Source organism: Streptomyces sp. NPDC091682, from assembly GCF_044756625.1.
Classification (GTDB): domain Bacteria; phylum Actinomycetota; class Actinomycetes; order Streptomycetales; family Streptomycetaceae; genus Streptomyces.
The window spans coordinates 14,781-35,768 of the sequence record NZ_JBIVTH010000007.1; the positions used below are offsets into that span (position 1 = coordinate 14,781).

The 20,988-nt window shown below is 73.7% G+C and carries 15 protein-coding genes, 1 tRNA gene and 1 pseudogene; 10 read left to right on the plus strand and 7 right to left on the minus strand.

Going from position 1 to position 20,988, the window contains the following annotated elements:
- Nucleotides 1–51: 51 nt before the first annotated feature.
- The 5 genes from ACIQK6_RS17455 (at nucleotide 52) to ACIQK6_RS17475 (ending at nucleotide 6,659) form a co-directional block, all read left to right on the plus strand.
- Nucleotides 52–1,047 (plus strand): substrate-binding domain-containing protein, encoded by a 996-nt coding sequence (locus ACIQK6_RS17455; protein WP_329101894.1) that lies wholly within the window; start codon nucleotides 52–54, stop codon nucleotides 1,045–1,047.
- Between the two features lie 82 nt (nucleotides 1,048–1,129).
- Complete coding sequence (locus tag ACIQK6_RS17460; protein ID WP_402695035.1) at nucleotides 1,130–2,704, plus strand: Ig-like domain repeat protein; 1,575 nt, start codon at nucleotides 1,130–1,132, stop codon at nucleotides 2,702–2,704.
- A gap of 144 nt (nucleotides 2,705–2,848) precedes the next feature.
- Nucleotides 2,849–4,855 (plus strand): WxL protein peptidoglycan domain-containing protein, encoded by a 2,007-nt coding sequence (locus tag ACIQK6_RS17465; protein WP_402695036.1) that lies wholly within the window; start codon nucleotides 2,849–2,851, stop codon nucleotides 4,853–4,855.
- 65 nt (nucleotides 4,856–4,920) lie between these two features.
- Entirely contained in the window at nucleotides 4,921–5,832 is a 912-nt protein-coding gene (locus tag ACIQK6_RS17470) for a sortase domain-bontaining protein (protein ID WP_329101900.1), read from the plus strand.
- An 11-nt stretch (nucleotides 5,833–5,843) separates the two neighbouring features.
- Complete coding sequence (locus tag ACIQK6_RS17475) at nucleotides 5,844–6,659, plus strand: phosphate ABC transporter ATP-binding protein (protein WP_329101902.1); 816 nt, start codon at nucleotides 5,844–5,846, stop codon at nucleotides 6,657–6,659.
- Between the two features lie 32 nt (nucleotides 6,660–6,691).
- Here ACIQK6_RS17475 and ACIQK6_RS17480 read toward each other — a convergent pair whose 3' ends face one another.
- The 5 genes and pseudogenes from ACIQK6_RS17480 to ACIQK6_RS17500 all read right to left on the minus strand — a co-directional run bounded on the left by ACIQK6_RS17480 (nucleotide 6,692) and on the right by ACIQK6_RS17500 (nucleotide 11,424).
- Nucleotides 6,692–7,813, minus strand: coding sequence for a sulfite oxidase (locus ACIQK6_RS17480; RefSeq protein WP_329101904.1), 1,122 nt, complete (start codon nucleotides 7,811–7,813; stop codon nucleotides 6,692–6,694).
- A 96-nt stretch (nucleotides 7,814–7,909) separates the two neighbouring features.
- Nucleotides 7,910–9,193, minus strand: a complete 1,284-nt coding sequence (locus ACIQK6_RS17485; protein ID WP_329101906.1) for a phosphoribosyltransferase family protein — start codon at nucleotides 9,191–9,193, stop codon at nucleotides 7,910–7,912.
- A gap of 101 nt (nucleotides 9,194–9,294) precedes the next feature.
- Nucleotides 9,295–10,695, minus strand: coding sequence for a serine hydrolase domain-containing protein (locus ACIQK6_RS17490; protein WP_329101908.1), 1,401 nt, complete (start codon nucleotides 10,693–10,695; stop codon nucleotides 9,295–9,297).
- A gap of 255 nt (nucleotides 10,696–10,950) precedes the next feature.
- Nucleotides 10,951–11,121 (minus strand): annotated as a pseudogene (locus ACIQK6_RS17495) (HAD family hydrolase); the annotation flags it as partial.
- Nucleotides 11,122–11,348: 227 nt separating this feature from the next.
- Nucleotides 11,349–11,424, minus strand: a tRNA-Arg gene (locus ACIQK6_RS17500).
- A gap of 332 nt (nucleotides 11,425–11,756) precedes the next feature.
- Here ACIQK6_RS17500 and ACIQK6_RS17505 point away from each other — a divergent pair.
- The 5 genes from ACIQK6_RS17505 to ACIQK6_RS17525 all read left to right on the plus strand — a co-directional run bounded on the left by ACIQK6_RS17505 (nucleotide 11,757) and on the right by ACIQK6_RS17525 (nucleotide 18,729).
- Nucleotides 11,757–13,373, plus strand: coding sequence for a dynamin family protein (locus tag ACIQK6_RS17505; RefSeq protein WP_329101910.1), 1,617 nt, complete (start codon nucleotides 11,757–11,759; stop codon nucleotides 13,371–13,373).
- A gap of 4 nt (nucleotides 13,374–13,377) precedes the next feature.
- A complete protein-coding gene (locus tag ACIQK6_RS17510) occupies nucleotides 13,378–15,249 on the plus strand; it encodes a GTPase (protein ID WP_329101913.1) in 1,872 nt (623 codons plus the stop codon).
- A gap of 122 nt (nucleotides 15,250–15,371) precedes the next feature.
- Nucleotides 15,372–15,779, plus strand: a complete 408-nt coding sequence (locus tag ACIQK6_RS17515; RefSeq protein ID WP_329101915.1) for a single-stranded DNA-binding protein — start codon at nucleotides 15,372–15,374, stop codon at nucleotides 15,777–15,779.
- A gap of 131 nt (nucleotides 15,780–15,910) precedes the next feature.
- Nucleotides 15,911–17,176, plus strand: a complete 1,266-nt coding sequence (locus ACIQK6_RS17520) for a thioester domain-containing protein (RefSeq protein ID WP_329101917.1) — start codon at nucleotides 15,911–15,913, stop codon at nucleotides 17,174–17,176.
- A gap of 80 nt (nucleotides 17,177–17,256) precedes the next feature.
- A complete protein-coding gene (locus ACIQK6_RS17525; RefSeq protein WP_329101919.1) occupies nucleotides 17,257–18,729 on the plus strand; it encodes a phosphatase PAP2 family protein in 1,473 nt (490 codons plus the stop codon).
- A gap of 47 nt (nucleotides 18,730–18,776) precedes the next feature.
- Here the strand turns inward: ACIQK6_RS17525 and ACIQK6_RS17530 are convergent, their stop codons facing one another.
- Both ACIQK6_RS17530 and ACIQK6_RS17535 read right to left on the minus strand, forming a co-directional pair.
- On the minus strand, nucleotides 18,777–19,337 hold the full coding sequence (locus ACIQK6_RS17530) for a hypothetical protein (RefSeq protein ID WP_329101921.1): 561 nt from the start codon (nucleotides 19,335–19,337) through the stop codon (nucleotides 18,777–18,779).
- 338 nt (nucleotides 19,338–19,675) lie between these two features.
- Nucleotides 19,676–20,923 carry a tyrosine-type recombinase/integrase gene (locus tag ACIQK6_RS17535; protein ID WP_402695037.1) on the minus strand — a complete coding sequence of 416 codons (1,248 nt, stop codon included), beginning with the start codon at nucleotides 20,921–20,923 and terminating at the stop codon, nucleotides 19,676–19,678.
- Nucleotides 20,924–20,988 lie beyond the last annotated feature (65 nt).

Genomic DNA, 20,988 nt, shown 5'->3' on the forward strand with positions numbered 1-20,988 from the left:
ACGCGTGCCGGGCACCACCCGGGGCGCAGCCTAGCTGAGGGGCAAACCCGCGTGAACAAGAAGAAGATCGCCTTCGCCGCCGCGGCGGCCGCACTGGCGCTCGGCGCCACCGGCGCCAGCATGGCCTTCGCCGACCCGGCCGGCCCGCCGCAGTACCGCCAGCTCTCCGGTGTCGGCTCCGACACCACCCAGGACGTCATGAACGGGCTGGCCGCGGCCATCACCGTGAACGGCCAGAAGGTCATCGGCTCCTACGACGCCACCGGCTCCGCGAACATCACCACCAAGGACCCGGCGGCCAACCCGAACTGCACGATCGCCCGCCCCAACGGCAGCGGCGCCGGCCGCTCCGCGCTGCTCACCTCCCTCCAGGCGAACAACGGCTGTCTGGACTTCGCCCGTTCCTCCTCCCTCAACCTGGCGGCCGCGGCCCCGGGCCTGACGTACGTCCCGTTCGCGGTGGACGGCGTCAGCTACGCGATCACCCCCGGTTCGGCGATCCCGCGCAAGTTGTCGCTGACCGACCTGAAGGCGATCTACCACTGCGACCCGAACTACGTGGGCGCGGGCCCCAACTACGACATGACCGTCTACCTGCCGCAGGCCGGTTCGGGAACCCGTAGCTTCTGGGAGTCCCAGATGGGCATCACCGACGCCGACGTCGTCGCGGGCGTCTACCCCTGCATCAAGGACAAGAAGGGCAGCGCCCCGGTCCAGGAGCACGACGGCCGCGTCCTCGACGACAAGTCGATCGTGCCGTTCTCCATCGCGCAGTACCAGTCGCAGTCCTCGCAGACCATCGCCGACCTGCGCGGCCGCGCCATCCTCGGCACCGTCGACGGCCTGGCGCCCACCGTGCTCAACAGCGGCTTCGGCGTGAAGCGCGACGTCTACAACGTCATTCCGACCAGCAAGGTCGCCACCGCGCCCTGGAGCACGGTCTTCGTCGGCGCGAACTCCGAGATCTGCAAGCAGGCCGCGGTGATCAACACCTACGGCTTCGCCACGAACCCGAACTGCGGCGACACCACCAAGCAGACCCCCTGAGCACCGATCACCGACCACCGACCACCAATCGCTGATCGCTGATCCACGAACGAGCCTTGATCTTCTGATTCTGGAGACCGTTGTGCTGAAGAACAGAGTTTCACGGGCCCTGGCCCTGGGCGTCGCCACGGTGACCGCCGCCTTCGCGGCAGGTCTCGCGGGCGCGAGCGCCGCGTACGCCGCCCCGATCGGCACCATCGAGATCACCCCGGCGACCGGCGCCGACACGTCCGGCATCGCCTTCACCACCTCCGGCGCCTGCCCCGCGAACGCCACCAACGTGCTGGTGAAGGTGGAGGGTTCCGGGTTCCCCGCCGGCGGGCTGAACGTGGTCGGCAACTCCCCGATCACCACCTACCCGACCGCCCCGAACGGCGGCATGGTCATCCCGCTGACCTCCACCATGCGGGACTACGCCAGCCAGGCGGGCTTCACCACCTTGCAGGGGAAGTACGAGTTCACGGTCATCTGCCGGACGGCCTTCAACGGCACCAGCCTCGGCGACTACACCGGGGCGGTGTGGTTCACCTCGAACACCACCTACCAGAACACCGACCCGGCGGTGAAGACCGACACCACCACCGCACTCGCGGTCACCCCGGCCGGCCCGACGCAGGCCGGCACCCCGGTCACGCTCACCGCCACGGTCGCCCCGGCCGGCGCCGGCGGCACCGTTCAGTTCAAGGACGGCGCGAACAACCTCGGCACCGCCGTCACCGTCGTGGGCGGCACCGCGGCCCTCACCACCAGCAACCTCGGCGCCGGCACGCACGACCTGACCGCCGTCTTCACCCCGGCGAGCGCCTCGTACAACGGCTCGAACTCGGCCCACGTCTCCTACGTGGTCACGGCCGTCCCGGCGGCGCCGACCACGACCGCCCTCGCGGTCTCCCCGGCCTCCACCGCGCCGCAGTTCAGCCCGGTGACCCTGACCGGTACGGTCGCGCCCGCGGGCGCGGCCGGCGCGGTGAAGTTCACCGACACCGTGGGCGGCGCCACCACCACCCTGGGCACCGTCCCCGTCGCGAACGGCACCGCCGTGCTGACCACCAGCAGCCTCCCGGTCGGCGCCCACTCCCTCACCGCCGTCTTCGTGCCGACCGACGCGGGCGCCTTCACCGGCTCCGACTCGGGCGCGATCCCGTACACGGTCGGCACGTTCACCGGAGTCACCGCCTCCGAGACCGTCACCACGACCGTCAACGCCGGCGCGCTGGTCATCAGCGTCGCCAACCCGCAGGTCACCCTGCCCTCGCCGGTCCTGAACGCCGACGGCGACCTGCTGGCCACCGCCGGGTCCATCAACCCGGTCACGCTCACCGACACGCGGGCCGGCAACCCGGGCTGGACCATCAGCGGCCGGGTCACCGACTTCTCCGACGGCGCCACGCACGCCATCAACGGCCAGAACCTCGGCTGGTCCCCGAAGCTCGTCGACAAGGCCCCCGCGCAGACCGTCACGGCCGGCTCCGCCGTCGCGGCGGCGCACGGCGCCGGCGCCGGTGACGCGGGCACCGCGGGCCTGAAGTCCGCCCGGACCCTCGCGAACGGCGCCGGCCTCGGCACCGCGCACGTCACCGCCGACCTGGCGCTGAACGTCCCGACCTCCACGGTGGCCGGCACCTACAGCGCCACCCTCACCCTCACCGCCATCTGATCCAGGCGTGAGCTCCGGGGCGGAACGGGCCCTTCCCAGTACGCCGCCCGTCCCGCCCCGCCCCTGACGCCTCGATCTTCCGATCGCCGAGATCGCCCCGATCACCTCGATCGTCTCCCTACGCCCGGATCGGACGCCCGCGCCATGACCTCCACCGCCCCTGCCCGGCGCCGTCCGGGCCCGTCCGCAGCCGCAGCCACAGTCGCCGCCGTGCCGATGGCCCTGCTGGCCCTGCTGCTCGTGCTGTTCGCCGTACCGCAGGCACACGCGGCTCCGGCGCCCGCGGAGGACCGGAAGTCCACCTTCGGCGTGCAGCCGGCCGGCCCCAAGGAACCCGACACCCGCGCCCACTTCTCGTACGGGGTCACCGGCGGCGCGGGGCTGCGGGACCAGATCGCCGTCTGGAACTACGGCGACGAGCCGCTGACCGTCGCCGTCTACGCGAGCGACGCCGTCAACACCGCCGACGGCGGCTTCGACCTGCTCCCGGCCGGCCAGGCCCCGAAGGACGCGGGCAGCTGGATCAAGCTGGAGAAGGACACGGTCACGGTCCCGCCGAAGGCCAACGTCATCGTGCCCTTCACCCTCGCCGTCCCCCGGGACGCCACCCCCGGCGACCACACCGCCGGCATCGTCGCCACCCTCGCGGCCGGCGGCCAGGACGCCCAGGGCAACAAGGTCCGCCTCGACCAGCGCGTCGGCACCCGCGTGTACCTGCGCCTCGCCGGGGAGCTGACCCCGCGCCTCGCCGTGGAGGACGTGAAGGCCTCGTACGCGGGCACCCCCAACCCCTTCGGCACCGGCTCGGCCACGGTGACGTACACCCTGCGCAACACCGGCAACGTACGCCTCGGCGCCCGCCAGGCCGTCCGGATCAACGGCATGCTCGGCGGCTCCGTCACCGAGGGCGGCCTGAAGGACCTCGGTGACCTGCTGCCCGGCAGCTCCCTGACCATCACGGCGAAGGCCGACGGCGTGCGGCCCGCGCTGCGCTCCTCCGCCGTCGTCTCCGTCCAGGCGGTCGCCACCCGCGAAGGCGTGGACCCGAAACTCCCGTCCCTGACCCGCTCGGCGTCGCTGTGGACGGTCCCGTGGACGCTGCTCGCCCTGGTTCTCGCGACCACCGCGTGCGGGCTGTGGCTGTGGCGCCGCCGGCGCCTGGCCCGGGCGGCGGCCACCGCGTCGGCGCGCCGGCGCACCACACCCGAGATCGTCGAGAAGGAGCCCATCGTGCACTTCACCCGTCCCTCCCGGCGCGACGCGGCCGGAGCCGCCGTGCTCGTCGCCGCCGTCGTGACCCTGGCCGCCGCCGCCCTACCCGGGGCGGCGGCCGAGGCCGCCCAGGCCGGCACGGCGGTGATCAACCCGGCCACGGGCACCGACACCACCAGCGTCGACCTCGCCACCTCGGCGGCCTGCCCGGCACCCGCCACCAACGTCCTGGTGAAGGTGACCGGCAAGGGCTTCCCGGCCGAGGGCAAGAACGTGGTCGGCAACTCCCCGATCTCCACGTACGGGCAGGCGCCATCGGGCGGCATCGTCATCCCGCTGACGATGACCATGCGCGACTACGCCAACGAGGCCGGCTTCACCACCCTGGAGGGCCGCTACGACCTGACGGTGGTGTGCCGCAAGTCCTTCGGCAGCGAGACGTACGGGGACTTCACCGGATCGATGTGGTTCACGTCGAACACGGAGTACCGGACGACGGACCCCGGCGGTGGCCAGCCGACCCCGACCCCGACCCGGACGGCGACGTCCAGTGCGACACCCACGCCCACACCCACGTCCACCCAGACGTCGACCCCGACCCCGACGCCGACCACGACCTCCACCCCCGACCCCTCCGCGACTCCGACGCCGACCACCACGGCCACCGCCACCGGCGGCACCGGACTGGGCCTGTCCACCAACGTCACCACCGGCGGCGCGGGAACCGCCGCGGGCGGCACCGCCGGCACCTCCGGCAGCGGCGCCACCGGTGGCTCCGGCTCCGGCAAGGGCGGCGGCCTGGCCAACACGGGTACGGACGCCGTCACCCTCGCCCTGATCGCCGCGGGCCTGGTGCTGACCGGCGGCTCCGCCGTCTGGTGGGCCCGTCGCCGCGGGCTGCTGAGCTTCCCGGGCGCCTCCGGCACCCCGGGCAACTGAAGCAGCCGCAGTAGCCGCAGCCGTAGCAGCCGCAGTCACAGCAATCGAGCGACGGAGAAGGACAGATGACCGCCACCGCCACCGAGCCGGTGGACGTGCGCCCCGAACCCGCCGGAGCCGCCCGTGCTCCGGCGGGGCCGGGGTCCGCCCCGGCAGCCGGGCCCGGCCTGTGGGCCGCCGGCGCCGCCCTGGCCATCCTGGGTGCGCTCCTCCTCGGCTTCGTCGCCGAGGTCGGGCCGCTCGGCCACCTCCGGCACGAACGGGACCGCCGGGTCGGGTACGCCGAGCTGCGCGACGAGCTCGCCAACGCCACCGCCCCGCTGGGCCCGACCGAGGTCGGCGCCCCCGTAGCGCTGCTGGCCATCCCGCAGATCGGCGTACGGGAGGTGGTCCGCGAGGCGACCACCGCCGAGGTGCTGGCAGCGGGTCCCGGGCACCGCCGCGACACCGTGCTGCCCGGCCAGCCCGGAACCAGCATCCTGATGGGCCGCCAGGCGGGCTACGGCGGCCCCTTCGGCGACATCGGCGACCTGGAGCGGGGCGAGACCTTCACCGTGACCACGGGCCAGGGCGAGCACGCGTACCGGGTCCTCGGCGTCCGCCGGGCCGGGGACCCGCAACCCGCCCGGCCGACGGGGGAGGCGGGCCTGCTGACCCTGATGACCGCCGACGGAACCCCGTACATGCCGGGCGGAGTGCTCCAGGTCGACGCCGAACTCGTCTCGCCCGCCCAGCAGTCCGGCGGACGCGCCCCCGGCCGGCTGCCCGCCGACGAGGCCCCGATGGCCGGGCAGAGCGCGGCCTGGATGCCGCTGATTCTGTGGGGTCAGGCCCTGCTGCTCGCGGCGGCCGCCCTGGCCTGGGCCCGCGTCCGCTGGGGCCGCGCCCACACCTGGCTGGTGGGCTTCCCCGTACTGGCCGCCCTCGGCCTCGCCGTGTCCGACCAAGCCGCCCTGCTCCTGCCCAACCTCCTGTGAACGAGGCCCACATGACCGAGACGCTCACCCTGCCCCGGGTCACCTCCACGGGTGCCTCCTCCCTGGACGCCCGCGGGATCTCCGCCTGGTTCGGCGGCCGCAAGGTCCTCAGCCGGGTCTCGCTGGAGATGCCCGCGAGCCGGGTGACGGCCCTGATCGGCCCCTCGGGCTGCGGGAAGTCGACCTTCCTGCGGATCCTCAACCGCATGCACGAGCTGATCCCGGGCGCCGAACTGGCCGGGGAGGTCCTGCTCGACGGCGAGGACGTCTACGCCCGCGGCCGCCGGCTGACGGACGCCCGCCGGCAGATCGGCATGGTCTTCCAGAAGCCGAACCCCTTCCCCGCCATGTCGGTCTACGACAACGTCACGGCAGGCCTGAAACTCACCGGTGTGCGCGCCTCGACGGCCGTGAAGGACGACCTGGTGGAGGAGTGCCTGACCAAGGCGGGGCTGTGGAAGGAGGTCCGCGACCGCTTGCGCCAGCCCGGCGGCGCCCTCTCCGGAGGTCAGCAGCAGCGCCTGTGCATCGCCCGCTCGCTGGCGGTCCGCCCCCGGATCCTCCTCATGGACGAACCCTGCTCCGCCCTGGACCCCACCTCGACCCGCCGCATCGAGGAGACCATCCGGGACCTGGCCGAGGAGGTCACCATCGTGATCGTCACCCACAACATGCAGCAGGCGGCCCGCGTCTCCGACCAGTGCGCCTTCTTCCTCGCCGAGCAGGGCACCCCGGGCCGGATCGTCGAGCACGGCCCCACCCCGGCGATGTTCTCCGCCCCCTCGGACCAGCGCACCGCGGACTACGTCGAGGGCCGCTTCGGCTGACGCCCTGACGTCGTCCCGTGCCGCCGCTCCGCTCAGCAGCACAGGACCGGGACGTGCTGGACCAGGTTGTTGCCGAAGCCGCCCCGGTTCCAGGGCTGTTCGAGGGGCTGCGTACCGCCCTCGGCGTCCGTGGCGCGAACGGTGAGCACGTGGCGGCCCGGCGTCGCCGCCCAGACGCAGGACCAGCCCTGCCACGCCCACCGGTGCGGACCCGGCGGCGCGACCTCGGCCCGGATCCAGGAGCCGCCCCCGTCGGCGCTCACCTCCACCCGGTCGACGGCCCCGTGGCCGGACCAGGCGCGCCCCTCCAGCGGTACGGGGCCGGGGTGCACGACACGGGTGCGGGACATGAAGTCGGGGAATCCGGGCGGCACCATCAGGGCGCGCGGCGCGATCCGGGTGACCGGCACACCGGGCTCGTCCGGACCGTCGGCGGCCCGCCGGTAGCGGTAGGCCACGGCCTGCTGGAACCCGGTGAACGGCGCGTCGACCAGGGTGATCTCGCGCAGCCACTTGACGTGCGCCATGCCGTACCAGCCGGGGACGACCAGCCGCAGCGGACACCCGTGCTGCGGGGGCAGGGGCAGGCCGTTCATGGCGTAGGCGATCAGTACCTCGGGGTCGTCCCCGGTCGCGGCGGCCACCGGCAGGCTGCGCCGGTAGTCCTGCTCGACGCCCCGTTCGACCCCGTGGTCGGCGCCGGTGAACACGGCTTCGACGGCGTCCGCCCGCACCCCGGCCCGGGCGAGCACCAGACGCAGCGGTACGCCCGTCCAGTCGGCGGTGCCCACCGCCTCGACCAGCCACGGCTGGCTGACCGGTCGTGGCGTCAGGCGGGCCCGGCCGTTGCCCGCGCACTCCATGGTGACGCGGTGGGTGACCGCGGGGAAGGCGCGCAGGGCCGCGAGGTCCAGGGCCAGCGGGGTACGGACCCGGCCGCCGACGGTGAGGGTCCAGCCGGCCGGGTCGGCGGCCGGTATGTCGTAGTGGACCAGGACGTAGTGCAGTCCGGGTGGTGTGACCTCGTAGCGCAGGGCCTCCAGCGGAAGCCCGTGGTTGCGGGCCGCGAGCGCCAGCTCCTCCGGGCCGATGCCCTCACCGGGCTGCGCGATGCGGCCCGGGGTGCTGACATCCTGCACCGACGCCTGCTCCATCTCCTCATGGTCGCGCCTGCCACCGCTGCCGCGCCACTGCTGCCGCGCCCCGCTGCCCCGCCACCGCTGCCCTCCTGCCCGGCCGGCCGTCGTCTCCTACGGCGGCACCAGGTGGCGGGTGAACCAGCCGCGGGCCAGGCCGGCCACCTCGTCCAGGGCTCCCGGCTCCTCGAAGAGGTGGGTGGCCCCGGGGACAACCTCCAGCCGGTTCTCGCAGCGCAGCTCGCGCTGGGCCCGCCGGTTGAGGTCGAGCACCGCCCCGTCCCGACCCCCCACGATCAACAATGTGGGGGCGCGTACGGCGGCGAGCCGCGCACCGGCCAGGTCCGGCCGGCCACCGCGGGAGACCACGGCGCCGATCTCGGCACCCGGCTCCGCGGCCGCCCAGAGCGCTGCCGCGGCCCCGGTGCTCGCCCCGAACCAGCCCGTCGGGAGGGACTCGCGGCGGCGCAGCCAAGCCGTGGCGTCCGCGAGCCGCCCGGCCAGGGTCTCGATGTCGAAGACGTTGGCCCGGTCGGCCTCCTCGTCGGGCGTGAGCAGGTCGAGGAGCAGGGTGGCGAGGCCCGCCCGGTTGAGGTCCGCGGCCACCGACCGGTTGCGCGGGCTGTGCCGACTGCTGCCCGAGCCGTGTGCGAACACCACGACCGCCCCGGCGCCCTCCGGCAGGGCGAGGTCCCCGGCCAGGACGAGGCCGCCGGCTTCCACCCCTACCTCGACGGCCCGGACGGGCGGACGCATGACGGGGTCGGCCGCCGCCCGCGCCAGCAGGAAGACGACCTCCTCGTCGGGGGTCTGGGAGAAGTCCTGGTACCACTCGCCGACGGCCCGGAAGGCGTGCGGCGTGGCCAGGCACACCACCTCGTCGGCCGCGGAGCCCAGCCGGGCGACCGCGTCCGGCGGGGCCACCGGAACCGCCAGCACCACGCGCGCCGCGCCCTGCGCCCGTACGACCTCGCAGGCGGCTGCGGCCGTGGCCCCGGTCGCGATCCCGTCGTCCACGACGATCACGGTCCGACCCTCCAGGGGCACCCGCGGCCGGTCCCCGCGGAACCTGGTGGCCTGCCGGGTGAGCTCCGCCTCCTCCGCGTGCTCGACCGCCTCGATGTCCTGCGGCCCCAGGCGGCTGCCGCGGACGATGTCCTCGCTCAGGACGCGTACGCCGCCCTCGCCGATGGCGCCGAAGCCCAGCTCACGGTGGTAGGGGACGCCGAGCTTGCGCACCACGATCACGTCGAGCGGGGCGCCGAGCGCGCGGGCCACCCGGTAGGCGACCGGGACCCCGCCGCGGGGCAGGCCCAGTACGACGGGATCCTCCCCCTTCAGGTACCGGAGCGCTTCGGCGAGCCGCTCGCCGGCCTCCGCGCGATGGGTGAACAGCACGATGGCTCACCCCCAACCCAGGGGAGACGGAAACCACGTACCCATCTCCTTCGACGCAACCGCATCCCCGGCCTTCCCGCAAGTCGGTCGGGGTACGGAGGTCAGGACGCGGCCGGGGCCCGCTGGAAGAGCCGGCCCGCGAGGTCGATGCCCACGACCGTGCCCTGCGCATCGCGGCGGAACACGCCGCGCTGCCCCTTCAGCCCGCCCTCCGTCACGATGTACTCGTCGCCGGTCCCGGACAGGAGGCCGATGGTGGCGGCAGGGTGGTCGGCGGGCATGTCCGTGTCCGCGGCCGCGCGGATCTCCGGCTTGATCCGCACCGCCAGCACGAGGCGGGCGCCGTCGTCGGCGACGTCGAGGTTCATGGCGTCGATCGCGTACCGGCCGGCGACCTCGCGGGCCCGCGCGGTGTCGTACGCGACCGGCTCCGGGTCCCGCTCCACGGCGCCCAGATAGCGCTCCAGCACCCAGCGCACCACGGCCCGGTTGAAGAGGTGGCCGTGCGCGCCGGCGTTGGCCAGCGAGACCACCGCGAAGTCCCGCTCGGGGACGATCAGCAGCTCGGCGGACTGGCCGTTGCCCGAGCCGCCGTGGCCGATCGTCCGCAGACCGTCCACCTCGCGCAGGAACCAGCCGATGCCGAGGCCGTCGCCGAGCGTACTGGCGCGCAGCTCGACCGTCCGCTCCGTCATGCGCCGCAGGGCCTCCGCGGGCAGTACGCGGTCGCCCCGGCCGAGCTGGAAGCGGGCCCACCGCAGCAGGTCGCTCACGGAGGAGGCGATGCCGCCGCCGGGGTTGTTGCCGCGCGCGCCCGCCCGCCAGGAGGCCCACGGCCGGGCGGGCCGCAGTTCCTCGCCGCCGTCGTCGGGGGTGTGCCCGACGACGAACCGCCGGACCATGACCTCGTCGAGGTCGAAGAAGGTGTTCGTCAGCCCGGCGGGCTCCAGCAGCAGCTGGTCCATGGCCTTCTCGAAGGGGAGGCCGGTGACCGTCTCGATGATCCGACCGACCACGTTGTAGCCGGCCTGGCTGTAGGAGGCGCGGGAACCGGGCGGGGCGATCAGCGGCAGCCCGGGCAGGTGTGCCACGAAGCCGGCCAGGGTGTCGGCCTCGTCGCCGCTGGGGACGAGGTTCCAGTCGAGGCCCGCGGTGTGGTTGAGCAGGTTCAGCACGGTGATCCGCTCCGCGGCCGCCTCGTCGGCGAGCCGCAGCTCGGGAACGTAGCGGCGGACGGGCGCGTCCAGCTCCACCCGGCCCTCGGCCACCAGGCGCATCAGCGCGGTGGCGGTGAAGGTCTTGGTCACCGACGCCAGATGGAAGAGCGTGTCGTCGTCGACCGGCTGCGGGTGGTCGAGATTGGTCACCCCGTAGGAGACGCAGGTCTCCTGACCGTTCGTCAGCACTCCGACACAGGCCCCTGGAATGCCGTACTCCTTGGCGGTCGCCTCGACGAACGCGGCCAGCTCGTCCCGTCGCGTGCCGTTCTCGCTGTCGCTCATGTCAGATCTCTCCTCGGGGTGCGTGCCCGGTCCTGCCCGGACATGAGGACGATGCGGCCACCTGCTGACGGCCTGCTGACGCCCGGCTGACGGCCCGCTGACACCGGTCCGCGGCCGCGGTGTCGGGTCGAACTCGCGGCGAACGGCGTGAGGTGGATGCACGGCGGCTCGGTACCAGGGGGCGCGCCCAGTGTTGCGACGGCGGCAGAACCGTTGGCACGGCCGGGAGTTGTCGAGCGTGCCGTCCGTTCGTGCTCACACGCGCGCGGGACCGGACTTCGAGGCCGAAAGGAGCCGCGGCAATTCCTTCATGTCATCGAACACGACTGTCCCCGGACCGCGACGCCAGTCCGCCGGTGTGAGACCACCGCAGGATCCGAGGGACTGCATGCCGGCCGCTCGGGCCGCGGCGACACCGCTGCCGGACGCGACGCGGGCGTTCGCTGTCCATCAGGACGCCGCCGCAGTCAAAGATCACAAGCTTGATCGGATTCCCCGTCCGGCCAGCCCGATCCGCCGGCGGCACCTCACCCTCGAGCACGTCGGAGCACGGGTCCGGGTGGCCGGCACATCTGAAAGCAACGTCCGCGACGAAGTACCGATGACCTGCGCGGAAGCCCTCCGCGGAGGGAGGGCTTCGGGCGGTGCGGAAGTGGTGCCCCCGGCAGGACTCGAACCTGCGGCCAAGTGCTTAGAAGGCACCTGCTCTATCCACTGAGCTACGGGGGCCGGAAGGCGGCCTTGGTGGGCCTGGAGCCCCCGGTGGGGGTGGGGCTGTGGTCCATGCCGGATCAAGGATAGGGCTCCGGTTGCCTTGTCCCGGTTGCTTCACTCGCGGGCCACGATGTGGAGGTTCGGTGAAGCGGTCCCGATAATCGCAGGCAGGTGCGATTCTCGCATCGCTTTTGCGCCGCGACGCCCCTGGTGTTGTGCACTCGTTATGCCTGCGCCCCACTCGTCCGTCGTGCCCAGAATGTCTCACTGGAGTCGCGGTCGGCGCGCAGAGGACGTATAAGCTTCAAAAATGGTCCTAAATTGGGCATTCTTCGCATGTGGTGACCTTGGATGTTCGGCCTCAGCTGCTCGATGCCCTGTCCGCCCTGCGCGACCGGGTCGCGTCCGTGCGTCTGCCGCTGCCCTTGCCCGGCGCTCCGCGCGCCCGCCAGACCAGAGCCGAGCTGCTCGCGCAGCTCGACGACTACCTCGTACCCCGGCTGAAGGCGCCCGAGGCGCCGATGCTCGCCGTCGTCGGCGGGTCCACCGGGGCCGGTAAGTCCACCCTCGTCAACTCCCTCGTCGGCCGACAGGTCAGCGAAGCCGGGGTGTTGCGCCCGACCACGCGCACACCGGTGCTCGTTTGCCACCCGGACGACCACCACTGGTTCGCCGGCATGCGCGTACTGCCCGACCTGATGCGGGTTTGGGTGCCGCACGGGGAGGAGGAGGTGTCCCCCGCCGCCAGATCCCGGGCCCGCGACCGCGGACCGGCCGACACCCACGCGACCCGCGAGATGCGGATCGAGACCGTTTCCAACCTGCCGCGCGGGCTTGCCATCCTCGACGCCCCCGACATCGACTCCCTCGTCGTCGAGAACCGGACCCTCGCCGCCCAACTCATCTGCGCCGCCGACGTCTGGGTGATGGTCACCACCGCCTCGCGGTACGCCGACGCCGTCCCCTGGCACCTGCTGCGCACCGCCAAGCAGTACCGGGCCACCCTCATCACCGTCCTCGACCGGGTCCCGCACCAGGTGCTCACCGAGGTCTCGCGGCAGTACGGGGCCCTGCTCACCAAGGCCGGGCTGGGCGACGTACCGCGCTTCACCGTCCCGGAACTGCCCGAGTCCACCGGCGGGGGCGGGCTGCTGCCGGCCAGCGCCGTCGCCCCGCTCTTCGCCTGGCTGGCCCACCACGCGCAGGACCCGGCCGCCCGGCAGTACGCCGTGGGGCGCACCGCGCTCGGCGCGCTGGAATCCCTCCGGCGCCGGATGCCGGAGCTCGCCTCCGCCGTCGCCGCCCAGCACGCCGCCGCCGTACGGCTGACCTCGGCCGTCGAGGACGCGTACAAACGGGAGGGCAAGCGGGTCCGGGGCCGCCTCGACCGCGGCGCCGTACTGGCCGGGGACGCCCTGACCCGGTGGCGCGGCTACCCGCTCGACACGAGCGCCGACGAACTGCTGGACTCGCTCTGCGAATCCCTCGCCGCGCTCCTCCAGTGCGCCGTCGCCGCCGCCGACGAGCGCATCGCCGAGGCCTGGCGGCGCGAGCCGGCCGCCGGCGCGCTCTCGCTGCCCGCGCCCGACCGGGAGGCGGGCGAGCGCATCGGCATGGCCGTACGCCGCTGGCGGCGGGTCCTGGAGGAACTCGCCGAAGAAGAGGTGGCCAAGAGCGACCGGCAGCCCGCACCCGATCCCGACGGCGTGGCCGCCCTGCTCGCCGCCGCCCTCCTCGGCGGCAAACGCGCCCGCCCCGCGGGGGAGAAGCTCGCCGAACGGATCGGCGCGCAGGCCGCCCTGCGGCTGCGCGACCGGGGCGGGGAACTGGTCGGCGACCACCTCGACCAGGTGCTGCGCGCCGAACGCGACCGCCGGCTCGCCCCGCTGGAGGCGCTCGAAGTGACCCCGGAACCACAGGCCGAGCTGATTGCCGCGCTGTCCGTACTGCAGAAGGAGAGGTGACGCGGTGACCGCCCTGACCGACCGCACCGACGACCGCTGGGACGACGGATTCATCGCGCGCTCGCGCCCCCGGGCCGTCGCAGGGGACCCGGACGAGGACGGGGGCGAGGGGGGCGAGGGGCGCGAGGGCGACGAGGGCGACGAGGGCGACGAGGCCCTCGTACGGGCCGTCTCCGGCGCCGGCAGCGACGGCGGCAAGTCGACCGCGCCCCCGCTCAGCCCCGAAGGACAGGCCCTGCGGCTACGCCTCGACGCGCTGCGCCAGCTGGTCGGGTTGTCCCGGACCAGGCTCGACGGAAAGACCCTCGCCGAGGCCGGGCGGGTGCTGGACGAGGCGGCCGCGCGCCGCGGGCTGTCGCCCCAGCACACGGTCGTCGCCATCGCCGGAGCTACCGGAAGCGGCAAGTCCACGCTCTTCAATTCACTCGCCGGTGTGCAGATCTCCGAGATGGGGTTGCGCCGCCCGACCACCGCCGCGCCCATCGCGTGCAGCTGGTCGGACGGAGCCGCCGGACTCCTGGACCGGCTGGAGATCCCGGGGCGGCTGCGGCGCCGGCCCCGCGAGACCTCGGAGGCGGAGGCGCTGCGCGGGATGGTCCTCGTCGACCTGCCCGACCTGGACTCGGCGGTCGGCGCCCACCGGGACCACGTGGACCGGGTGCTGGCGCTGGTCGACGCCGTGGTGTGGGTGGTGGATCCGGAGAAGTACGCCGACGCCGTGCTGCACGAGCGGTACCTGCGGCCGCTCGCCGGGCACGCGGAGGTGACCTTCGTCGTCCTGAACCAGGTGGACCGGCTGCCCGGGGAGGCCGCCGACCTCGTACTGGACGACTTGCGCCGGCTCCTCGACGACGACGGCATCGCCCTCGGCGAGCACGGTGAGCCCGGCGCCACCGTCCTCGGGCTGTCCGCACTCACCGGAGAGGGCGTCGGGGAACTACGCGAGCTCCTCGGGCAGTTCACCCAGGAGAAGGGCGCGGCCACCCGGCGGATCTCCGCCGACGTCGACCGCGCGGCCGCGCGGCTGCGACCGCTGTACGTGGCCGACGGGCACACCGGGCCGGAGATCGGGGAGGCCGCGCGCGCCGAGTTCGAGGACCGGCTCGCCGAGGCGGTCGGGGCGTACGCGGCCGGCCTCGCAGCCGAGCGCGCCTGGCGGCGCAATGCCGGAAAGGCGTGCGGGACGCCGTGGCTGCGGCTGTGGCGCTGGTACGAGGGCCGCCGCGCGCCGCGCACCCTGGCGGGTCTGGCCGCTCTCGCGGTGATCGGCGGGCGCGGCCAGGTGGTCGCCGAGGCCCCGGTCGAGGAGGAGGTGACCGCGCGCCAGCGGGTGGAACAGGCGGTCCGGGTGGTCGCCGACGAGGCGGTGTCCGGGCTGCCCGTGCCGTGGGCGCAGGCGGTCCGGGAGACCGCGGTGCGCGGCGCCGACCGGCTGCCGGAGGCGCTGGACGAGATCGCGGTGACCCTCGGGGCGGCGGTCGCGGTGCCGAGCGTCAAACCGCCGCGGCCCACGTGGTGGCCGGCGGCCGTGCTGGGGCAGGCGGCCATGACCCTGCTGCAGATCTTCGGCGGACTGTGGCTGGTCGGGCAGATCGTGGGGGTCCTGGAGCCGCGGCTGATGCCGCCGGTGCTGCTGATGGTGGCGGGCATCATCGGCGGGCCGCTCGTGGAGTGGTCCTGCTCGATCGCGGCCCGGGGCCCGGCGCGCAGGTACGGGCAGGACGCGGAGCGCCGACTGCGGGAGGCGGCGGCCGGGTGCGGCCGGGCCCGGGTGCTGGAGCCGGTGGCGGCGGAGCTGCTGCGCTACCGGGAGGTGCGGGAGCAGTACGCCACGGTGGCCGCAGGGGGGAGCCGGTTGTCCACAACCCGGCAGTAATCCACAGGCCGGAGCGGGGATCGGCGGCTCGCCCCAACATGGTTCGTACCGCGTGCGGACGGTCCGTACGGCTGGTCCGTGCGGATCCATACGGACCGCGACCATGGGGGAGGGCTGCCGGGATGTACGACACCCAGGTGACGCTGGTGGGCTATGTGGCGACGCAGATCGACTACAAGGAGACGGCGAACGGTCCGGCGGCGCGGTTCCGCTTCGCGGTGACGCCGAGGTACTTCGACCGGCGCAAGGACGCTTGGACGGACGGGACCACCAGCTTCTACACGGTGTGGGCGCGGCGGGCGCTCGCCGTGAACCTCGCCGGTTCGGTATCCATCGGCGAGCCGCTGGTGGTGCACGGGCGGCTGCGGGTGCGGGAGGACCCGCCCGACGGAGAGGGCAACCGGTGGTTCTCCGCCGAGATCGACGCGACGGCCGTCGGCCACGACCTGAACCGCGGGACGGCCGCCTTCCGGCGCGTGGTGCGGACGGACACGCCGCTGATGGCCACTCAGAAGGCGGCGGTGGTCTGAGTGTTCGAGGCGGATAGGATTCCCCGGTACTCACGGGCACCTGGGTCATTGGCCCGAAGGGGAAGACTGTGTCGATTGCCGTTCCCGCATCCTCCGCTCCTGATTCCACTCCTGCGTCTGCGCTTGAGCACGTGCCAACTTCAGCTCCGGCTCCTACTCCAGCTCCTGCTCCCGCTTCGGCTCCTGCCCCGGTTCCTCTCGAACCTGCCGCCGCAGTACGGGCCTTCGCGCGCCGGCCGCTGGCGGTGGCCCTGCTGGCCGCGGCCCTCGCCACCGCTCCGGCGGTGCCGGCGGCCGCCGACTCCGGCCCGGTGGCACCCAGGTCACCCGAGGGTGCGAGCGCCGTGCTGGACGGGCTGAAGACGTTCGGGCTGGCGGTTCTGCGGTCCGGCGACGGCTCGGTCCGGCAGATCCCGGCCGGGCTGTTCGAGATGCGGGTCGACGGCGGCGGGATGCTCCAGACGTACGGGGTCGGCGTGACGGGCAACGCCCAGCCCCAGGCCCGGTACACCGAGAGCGCCTGGAGCGGCAGCCCGCTCGCCGGCAACAAGGATGCGGGCCGGATCCGCTGGGTCCTGGAACACTCCTACCCGCAGCACAACGATCTGGCCGGGCTCGCCAAGGCGGCCGGGGCCGGGGCCCTCACGGCGCAGAGCGCGGCCGCCGGGACCCAGGTGGCGATCTGGCGGCTGGCGGACGGGGCGCAGGTCGAGGCCGCGGACCCGGCGGCCGAAAAGCTGGCCGACTATTTGCAGCGGGCCGCCGGGCAGCTGCCGGAGCCGCCGGCCTCGCTCGGGCTGGACCCGGGCGACGTATCGGGGGCGGTGGGCACCCGGCTCGGCCCGGTGACCGTACGGACCGGCGCGCCGAGCGTGTCGGTCATCCCGGACGCGGCGGCCGTCGCGATGGGGGTGCGGGTGGTGGACGCCGAGGGGCAGCCGCTGGCCACCGCCGTCAACGGGAGCCGGCTGTACTTCGAGGTGCCCGCGGGCACCCCCGACGGGACGGCCTCGGTCGCCGTCCAGGGCACGACCAAGGTGCCGGTCGGGCGGGTCTTCACCGGCGAGCTGCCGGCCCACGCCCAGATCGTGGCCGGCTCCAGCGAGTCCGCGGCCGCCGCGAAGGCCACGGCGGTCTGGCCGCAGCCCCCGGCGACGGCGGTGGAAGCCATCTCGGGCGATGCCCCGGGGGCCGGTTCCGGCGCGGCGGCCGAGGTACTGGGCGGACGGTCCTCGGCCCTCGCGACGACCTCTCCGGACGATGAGCGGCTGGCGACCAGCGGCAGTTCGGCGGCCACCCCGGTCATCGCCTCCCTGGCGGTGGGCCTGGTGGTCCTGGGCGGCCTGGTGGTGCTGCTGCTCCGCAAGCGCCCGCTGGACGAAGAGGACACGCCCTGAGGCGCCGAGGGAACGGGTTCGATGGGCCGGGTGGGCGTGCGGACCGGATTCGGATCCGCCACCCGGGGTAGGGGCAGAAGATGGCTGATCAAGAACTGACCTGGTCCGGCACCTTCGCCCGGTGGGACCGTCGGGTGTTCGACGCGGTGGCCCGGCGGCACTGGCCCGGGGCCGACCGGGTGCTGCCGCGGCTCGGCCGGGCCGCGAACCACGGGGTGCTGTGGGGCGGGGCCGCCGCGGCGATCGCGGTCTTCGGGTCGGCCGGTGCCCGTAAGGCCGCCGTGCGCGGGGTCGCCTCGCTGGCGCTCGCCTCCGCCACCATCAACACCGTCGGCAAGTGGTCCGTACGCCGGCCGCGGCCGCTGCTGGAGGGCGTGCCCCTGAACCGGCAGCTGACCACGCAGCCGCAGACCACCTCCTTCCCGTCCGGGCACTCCGCGTCGGCCTTCGCCTTCGCCACCGGGGTGGCGCTGGCCTCCCCGGGCTGGGGGGCCGTCCTGGCCCCGGTCGCCGCTTCCGTGGCGTTCTCCCGCGTCTACACCGGGGTGCACTACCCCTCCGACGTACTGGTGGGCGCCTCGCTGGGGGTGGCCGCCGGGTTCGTCGTACGCCGCCTCGCGCGCGACGCGAAGGAGGCCCGGGTCGTACCGGGCGACGAGCGGACGGCCGCCGGAGCCCCCGCGCTGCCCGACGGGGCCGGGCTCACCGTGGTGGTCAACAGCGGGTCGGGCACGGCCGCCGAGGGACTCGACGTCCTGCGCACGCGCCTGCCCGCGGCCGAGGTGATCGAGTGCGAGGGCCCGGAACTGCCCGCCACGCTCGCGAAGGCGGCCTCGCGGGCCACCGTGCTCGGGGTCTGCGGCGGCGACGGCACGATCAACGCGGCCGCCACCGCCGCACTGGGGGCCGGGGTGCCACTGGCCGTGTTCCCCGGCGGCACCCTCAACCACTTCGCGATGGACCTCGGCCTCGCCGGGGCCGAGGCGACGTGCGAGGCCGTGGCACAGGGGCACGCCGTCCGCGTCGGCGTGGGTCGCTTCTCCCCGGGGCCCGACGGCGAGAGCGGCTACTTCCTGAACAACTTCAGCATCGGCGCCTATCCGGAACTGCTGGGCCACCGACTGCGCTGGGCCCCGCGCATCGGCGGCGGCCCGGCCGCGCTGCTGGCGGCCTGGCGGGTCCTGCGCTCCCAGCGGCCCGTGCGGCTGCGGCTGGCCGGGCGGCCCCGGAGCGTATGGCTGCTCTTCGCGGGCAACGGCACCTACCACGGCACCGGCCCCACCCCCCGCCGCCGCGACAGTCTCGGCGAGGGCCTGCTGGACCTGCGGCTCGTCCACGGCGGCGGGCGCCCCGGCCCCCGGCTCCTGGCCGCCGCCTTCACGGGCCCGCTGAGCCGTTCCCCCGTCCACGTGGCCACCCGGCTGCGCAGCCTGCGCATCGCGGACATCCCCACGGGCACCCCGCTCGCCTACGACGGCGAGTACGCCGAGGCCCCGGCCGCCCTCGTCCTCGACCAGATCCCCGACGCCCTGACCGTCTACCGCCCCCGCTGACCGGGTCGGCTGACCGCCCCGCTGAACGGGTCCGGGCGCCGCGCCGGTCAGGAGTCGGCCGGCCCCGGATCCACGCCCAGGTCGGCCCGCATGATGCCGCGCATGTTCTTCCAGTGGTCCCCCAGCTGCAGCAGCTCGGCCTGTATCTCATCGAACGCCCAGCCGGGGTGCGGGTCGCCGTCCTCCAGGTGCAGGGTGCGGCTGTACGCGCCGGCCAGGGTTCTCGTCATCGCGTCCAGCTCCCGCAGTACCGCGTCCGAAGCGACCATCTGGGCCTCCGCGAAGGCCGTGTGCATGGAGTGCCGCGTCTCCTCCAGATCGGCCCGCGCCTGCGCGGTGGCCTCCCCCTTGTGGACGAGCCACAGGTACTTCATGAGCTCGATGCGGTAGCGGCGGTAGCCGGAGTTCGCCGTGACGTAGCAGGCCCGCCGCTTCTCCACCTCCGCCATGCGCTGCTCGCGCAGCCACTGGGCGTCGGCCGCCCGCTGCTGCCGTTCGAACTGCTCCGTCTGTACGCGCGCGAGCACGCGCTGCGAGAGGATCGGTGCGAGCAGGGTGCCGGTCACGGCGACGATCGCGCCGGCGAGCGCCAGCAGCGCGTTGTTCACATGTACCTCCGTACGGCCGACGGAGGCCGCGCCCCCGCACTCCCCACCATCCTGCCCGGCCCCGGTGCGGCGCGGAGGCCCTGATCGGGCCTCATGCCCCCGGGGCGGCCGCCTCGTGGACGGAGGTTCCGTCGGGCCGGCGAAAGTGGCCGCAGGCCGGGGGGTCGGTTCCGATCGCGGCCCGGGGCAGGGGCGGCTGACCTACCCATTCGCCCGCGGGTATGGACGTACGGCAAGATGGGGTGTTTCTGGCGAAAACAAGTCCCGATAGGGCCCCTGACCTGCGGCGGAGCCGCCCATCAGGGGCCGTTTGGGGGCCGTGGGCCGTCTGTGGGCCGTCAGGCCGCTTCAGAGCCGCTTTGGGAGCCGCCGAACACCGCGGCGACCGCCGCCCGTGTCCGCTGCTCGCTGCTCGGCATGAGGTGCGTATAGATCCGGAGGGTGAAGCCGGGGTCCGAGTGCCCCAGGTACACGCTCAGGGCCTTGATGCTCTCGCCGCTGTCCAGGAGCATGGACGCGTAGAAGTGCCTCAGGGCATGCATGCCGTCGTCCGGTGCCGCAGCGTACCGCTCGCCCCGCTCCTTCGGCCGGATGATGCCGGCGGACGCCAAGGCGCCCTTCCACACGTGGTCATCGAAGTAGCTTCGCCAGATGGCATGGCCGATGGCGCTCGTGAAGACGAGCTGACGGGCCACCAGAGGCCCGTCAGGGGTCTTCCAAGGCAACTTCACCTCGATCGGCTGAAAGCGCGTCATGTGGGCGCTCAGCGCCGCAGCGGTGACGGGGCTCAACGGCACGTCGCGGAGCTTGCCCCGCTTCGGCGGTGCGAACACGAGCTTTCCCCCGACCCGCTTCACCTGCTGCCGGACGTTGAGCCACCCCGTCGCCGCGTCGATGTTGTCTCGCTCCAGGCCGAAGATCTCGCCCTGTCGAAGACCACAACCGCCACCGACGTCGACCATGGCAGCGAAGCGATCGGGTAGCCCGGCACGGACGGCCAACACTCGCTTCTCAGACCACGGCTGCACCAGCCGTGGCGCAGGCTCCGGGGCTTTGACCGACTGTGCGTGGCAGGGGTTCGAACGGATCACTCCGTCGTCCTTGGCCGCGTTGAACAAGGAGGAAACCGAGTCGTAGATCGAGCGTCGGTACGTCGCGTTGGGCAGGGACGTCGTGAGGTCGCTCAGCCACGTGCGTACGTGCTCCGGCTGGAACGATCCCATGGGACGAGTGCCCAGGTGGGGGACTGCGTGAAGGCGAATCCGCCTCCTCACCGCCTCCTGACTGACGAGGTCGGTAGTCAGGCCACTGAGCCACTTCTCGGCGTACTCGCGGAACGTGATCCGGCCCGCCTTCGGGTCGAAGAACTGCCCCGAGTCCATGTCGGCTTGGATCCGGGTCAGCCACTTCTCGGCTTTCGTCTTCTGCCGGTCCGCGAAGCTCTGCGACTGCTCGGTGCCGTCGGGGCCGACGTACCGGGCGCGGTAGCGCATGCCGGTGCCGTAGCGGTCGGTCTTGACCCGGCGGGTCTTGCCGTCGGGCCCGACTTCGCTCTTGTACCAGCGGTCTTGGATGTGGCCTGCCACGTGATGTGCCTTTCCGGGCGTACGAGAGGAGGGCGGGCCCGGATGGGCCCGCCCTCGGTGGCTTG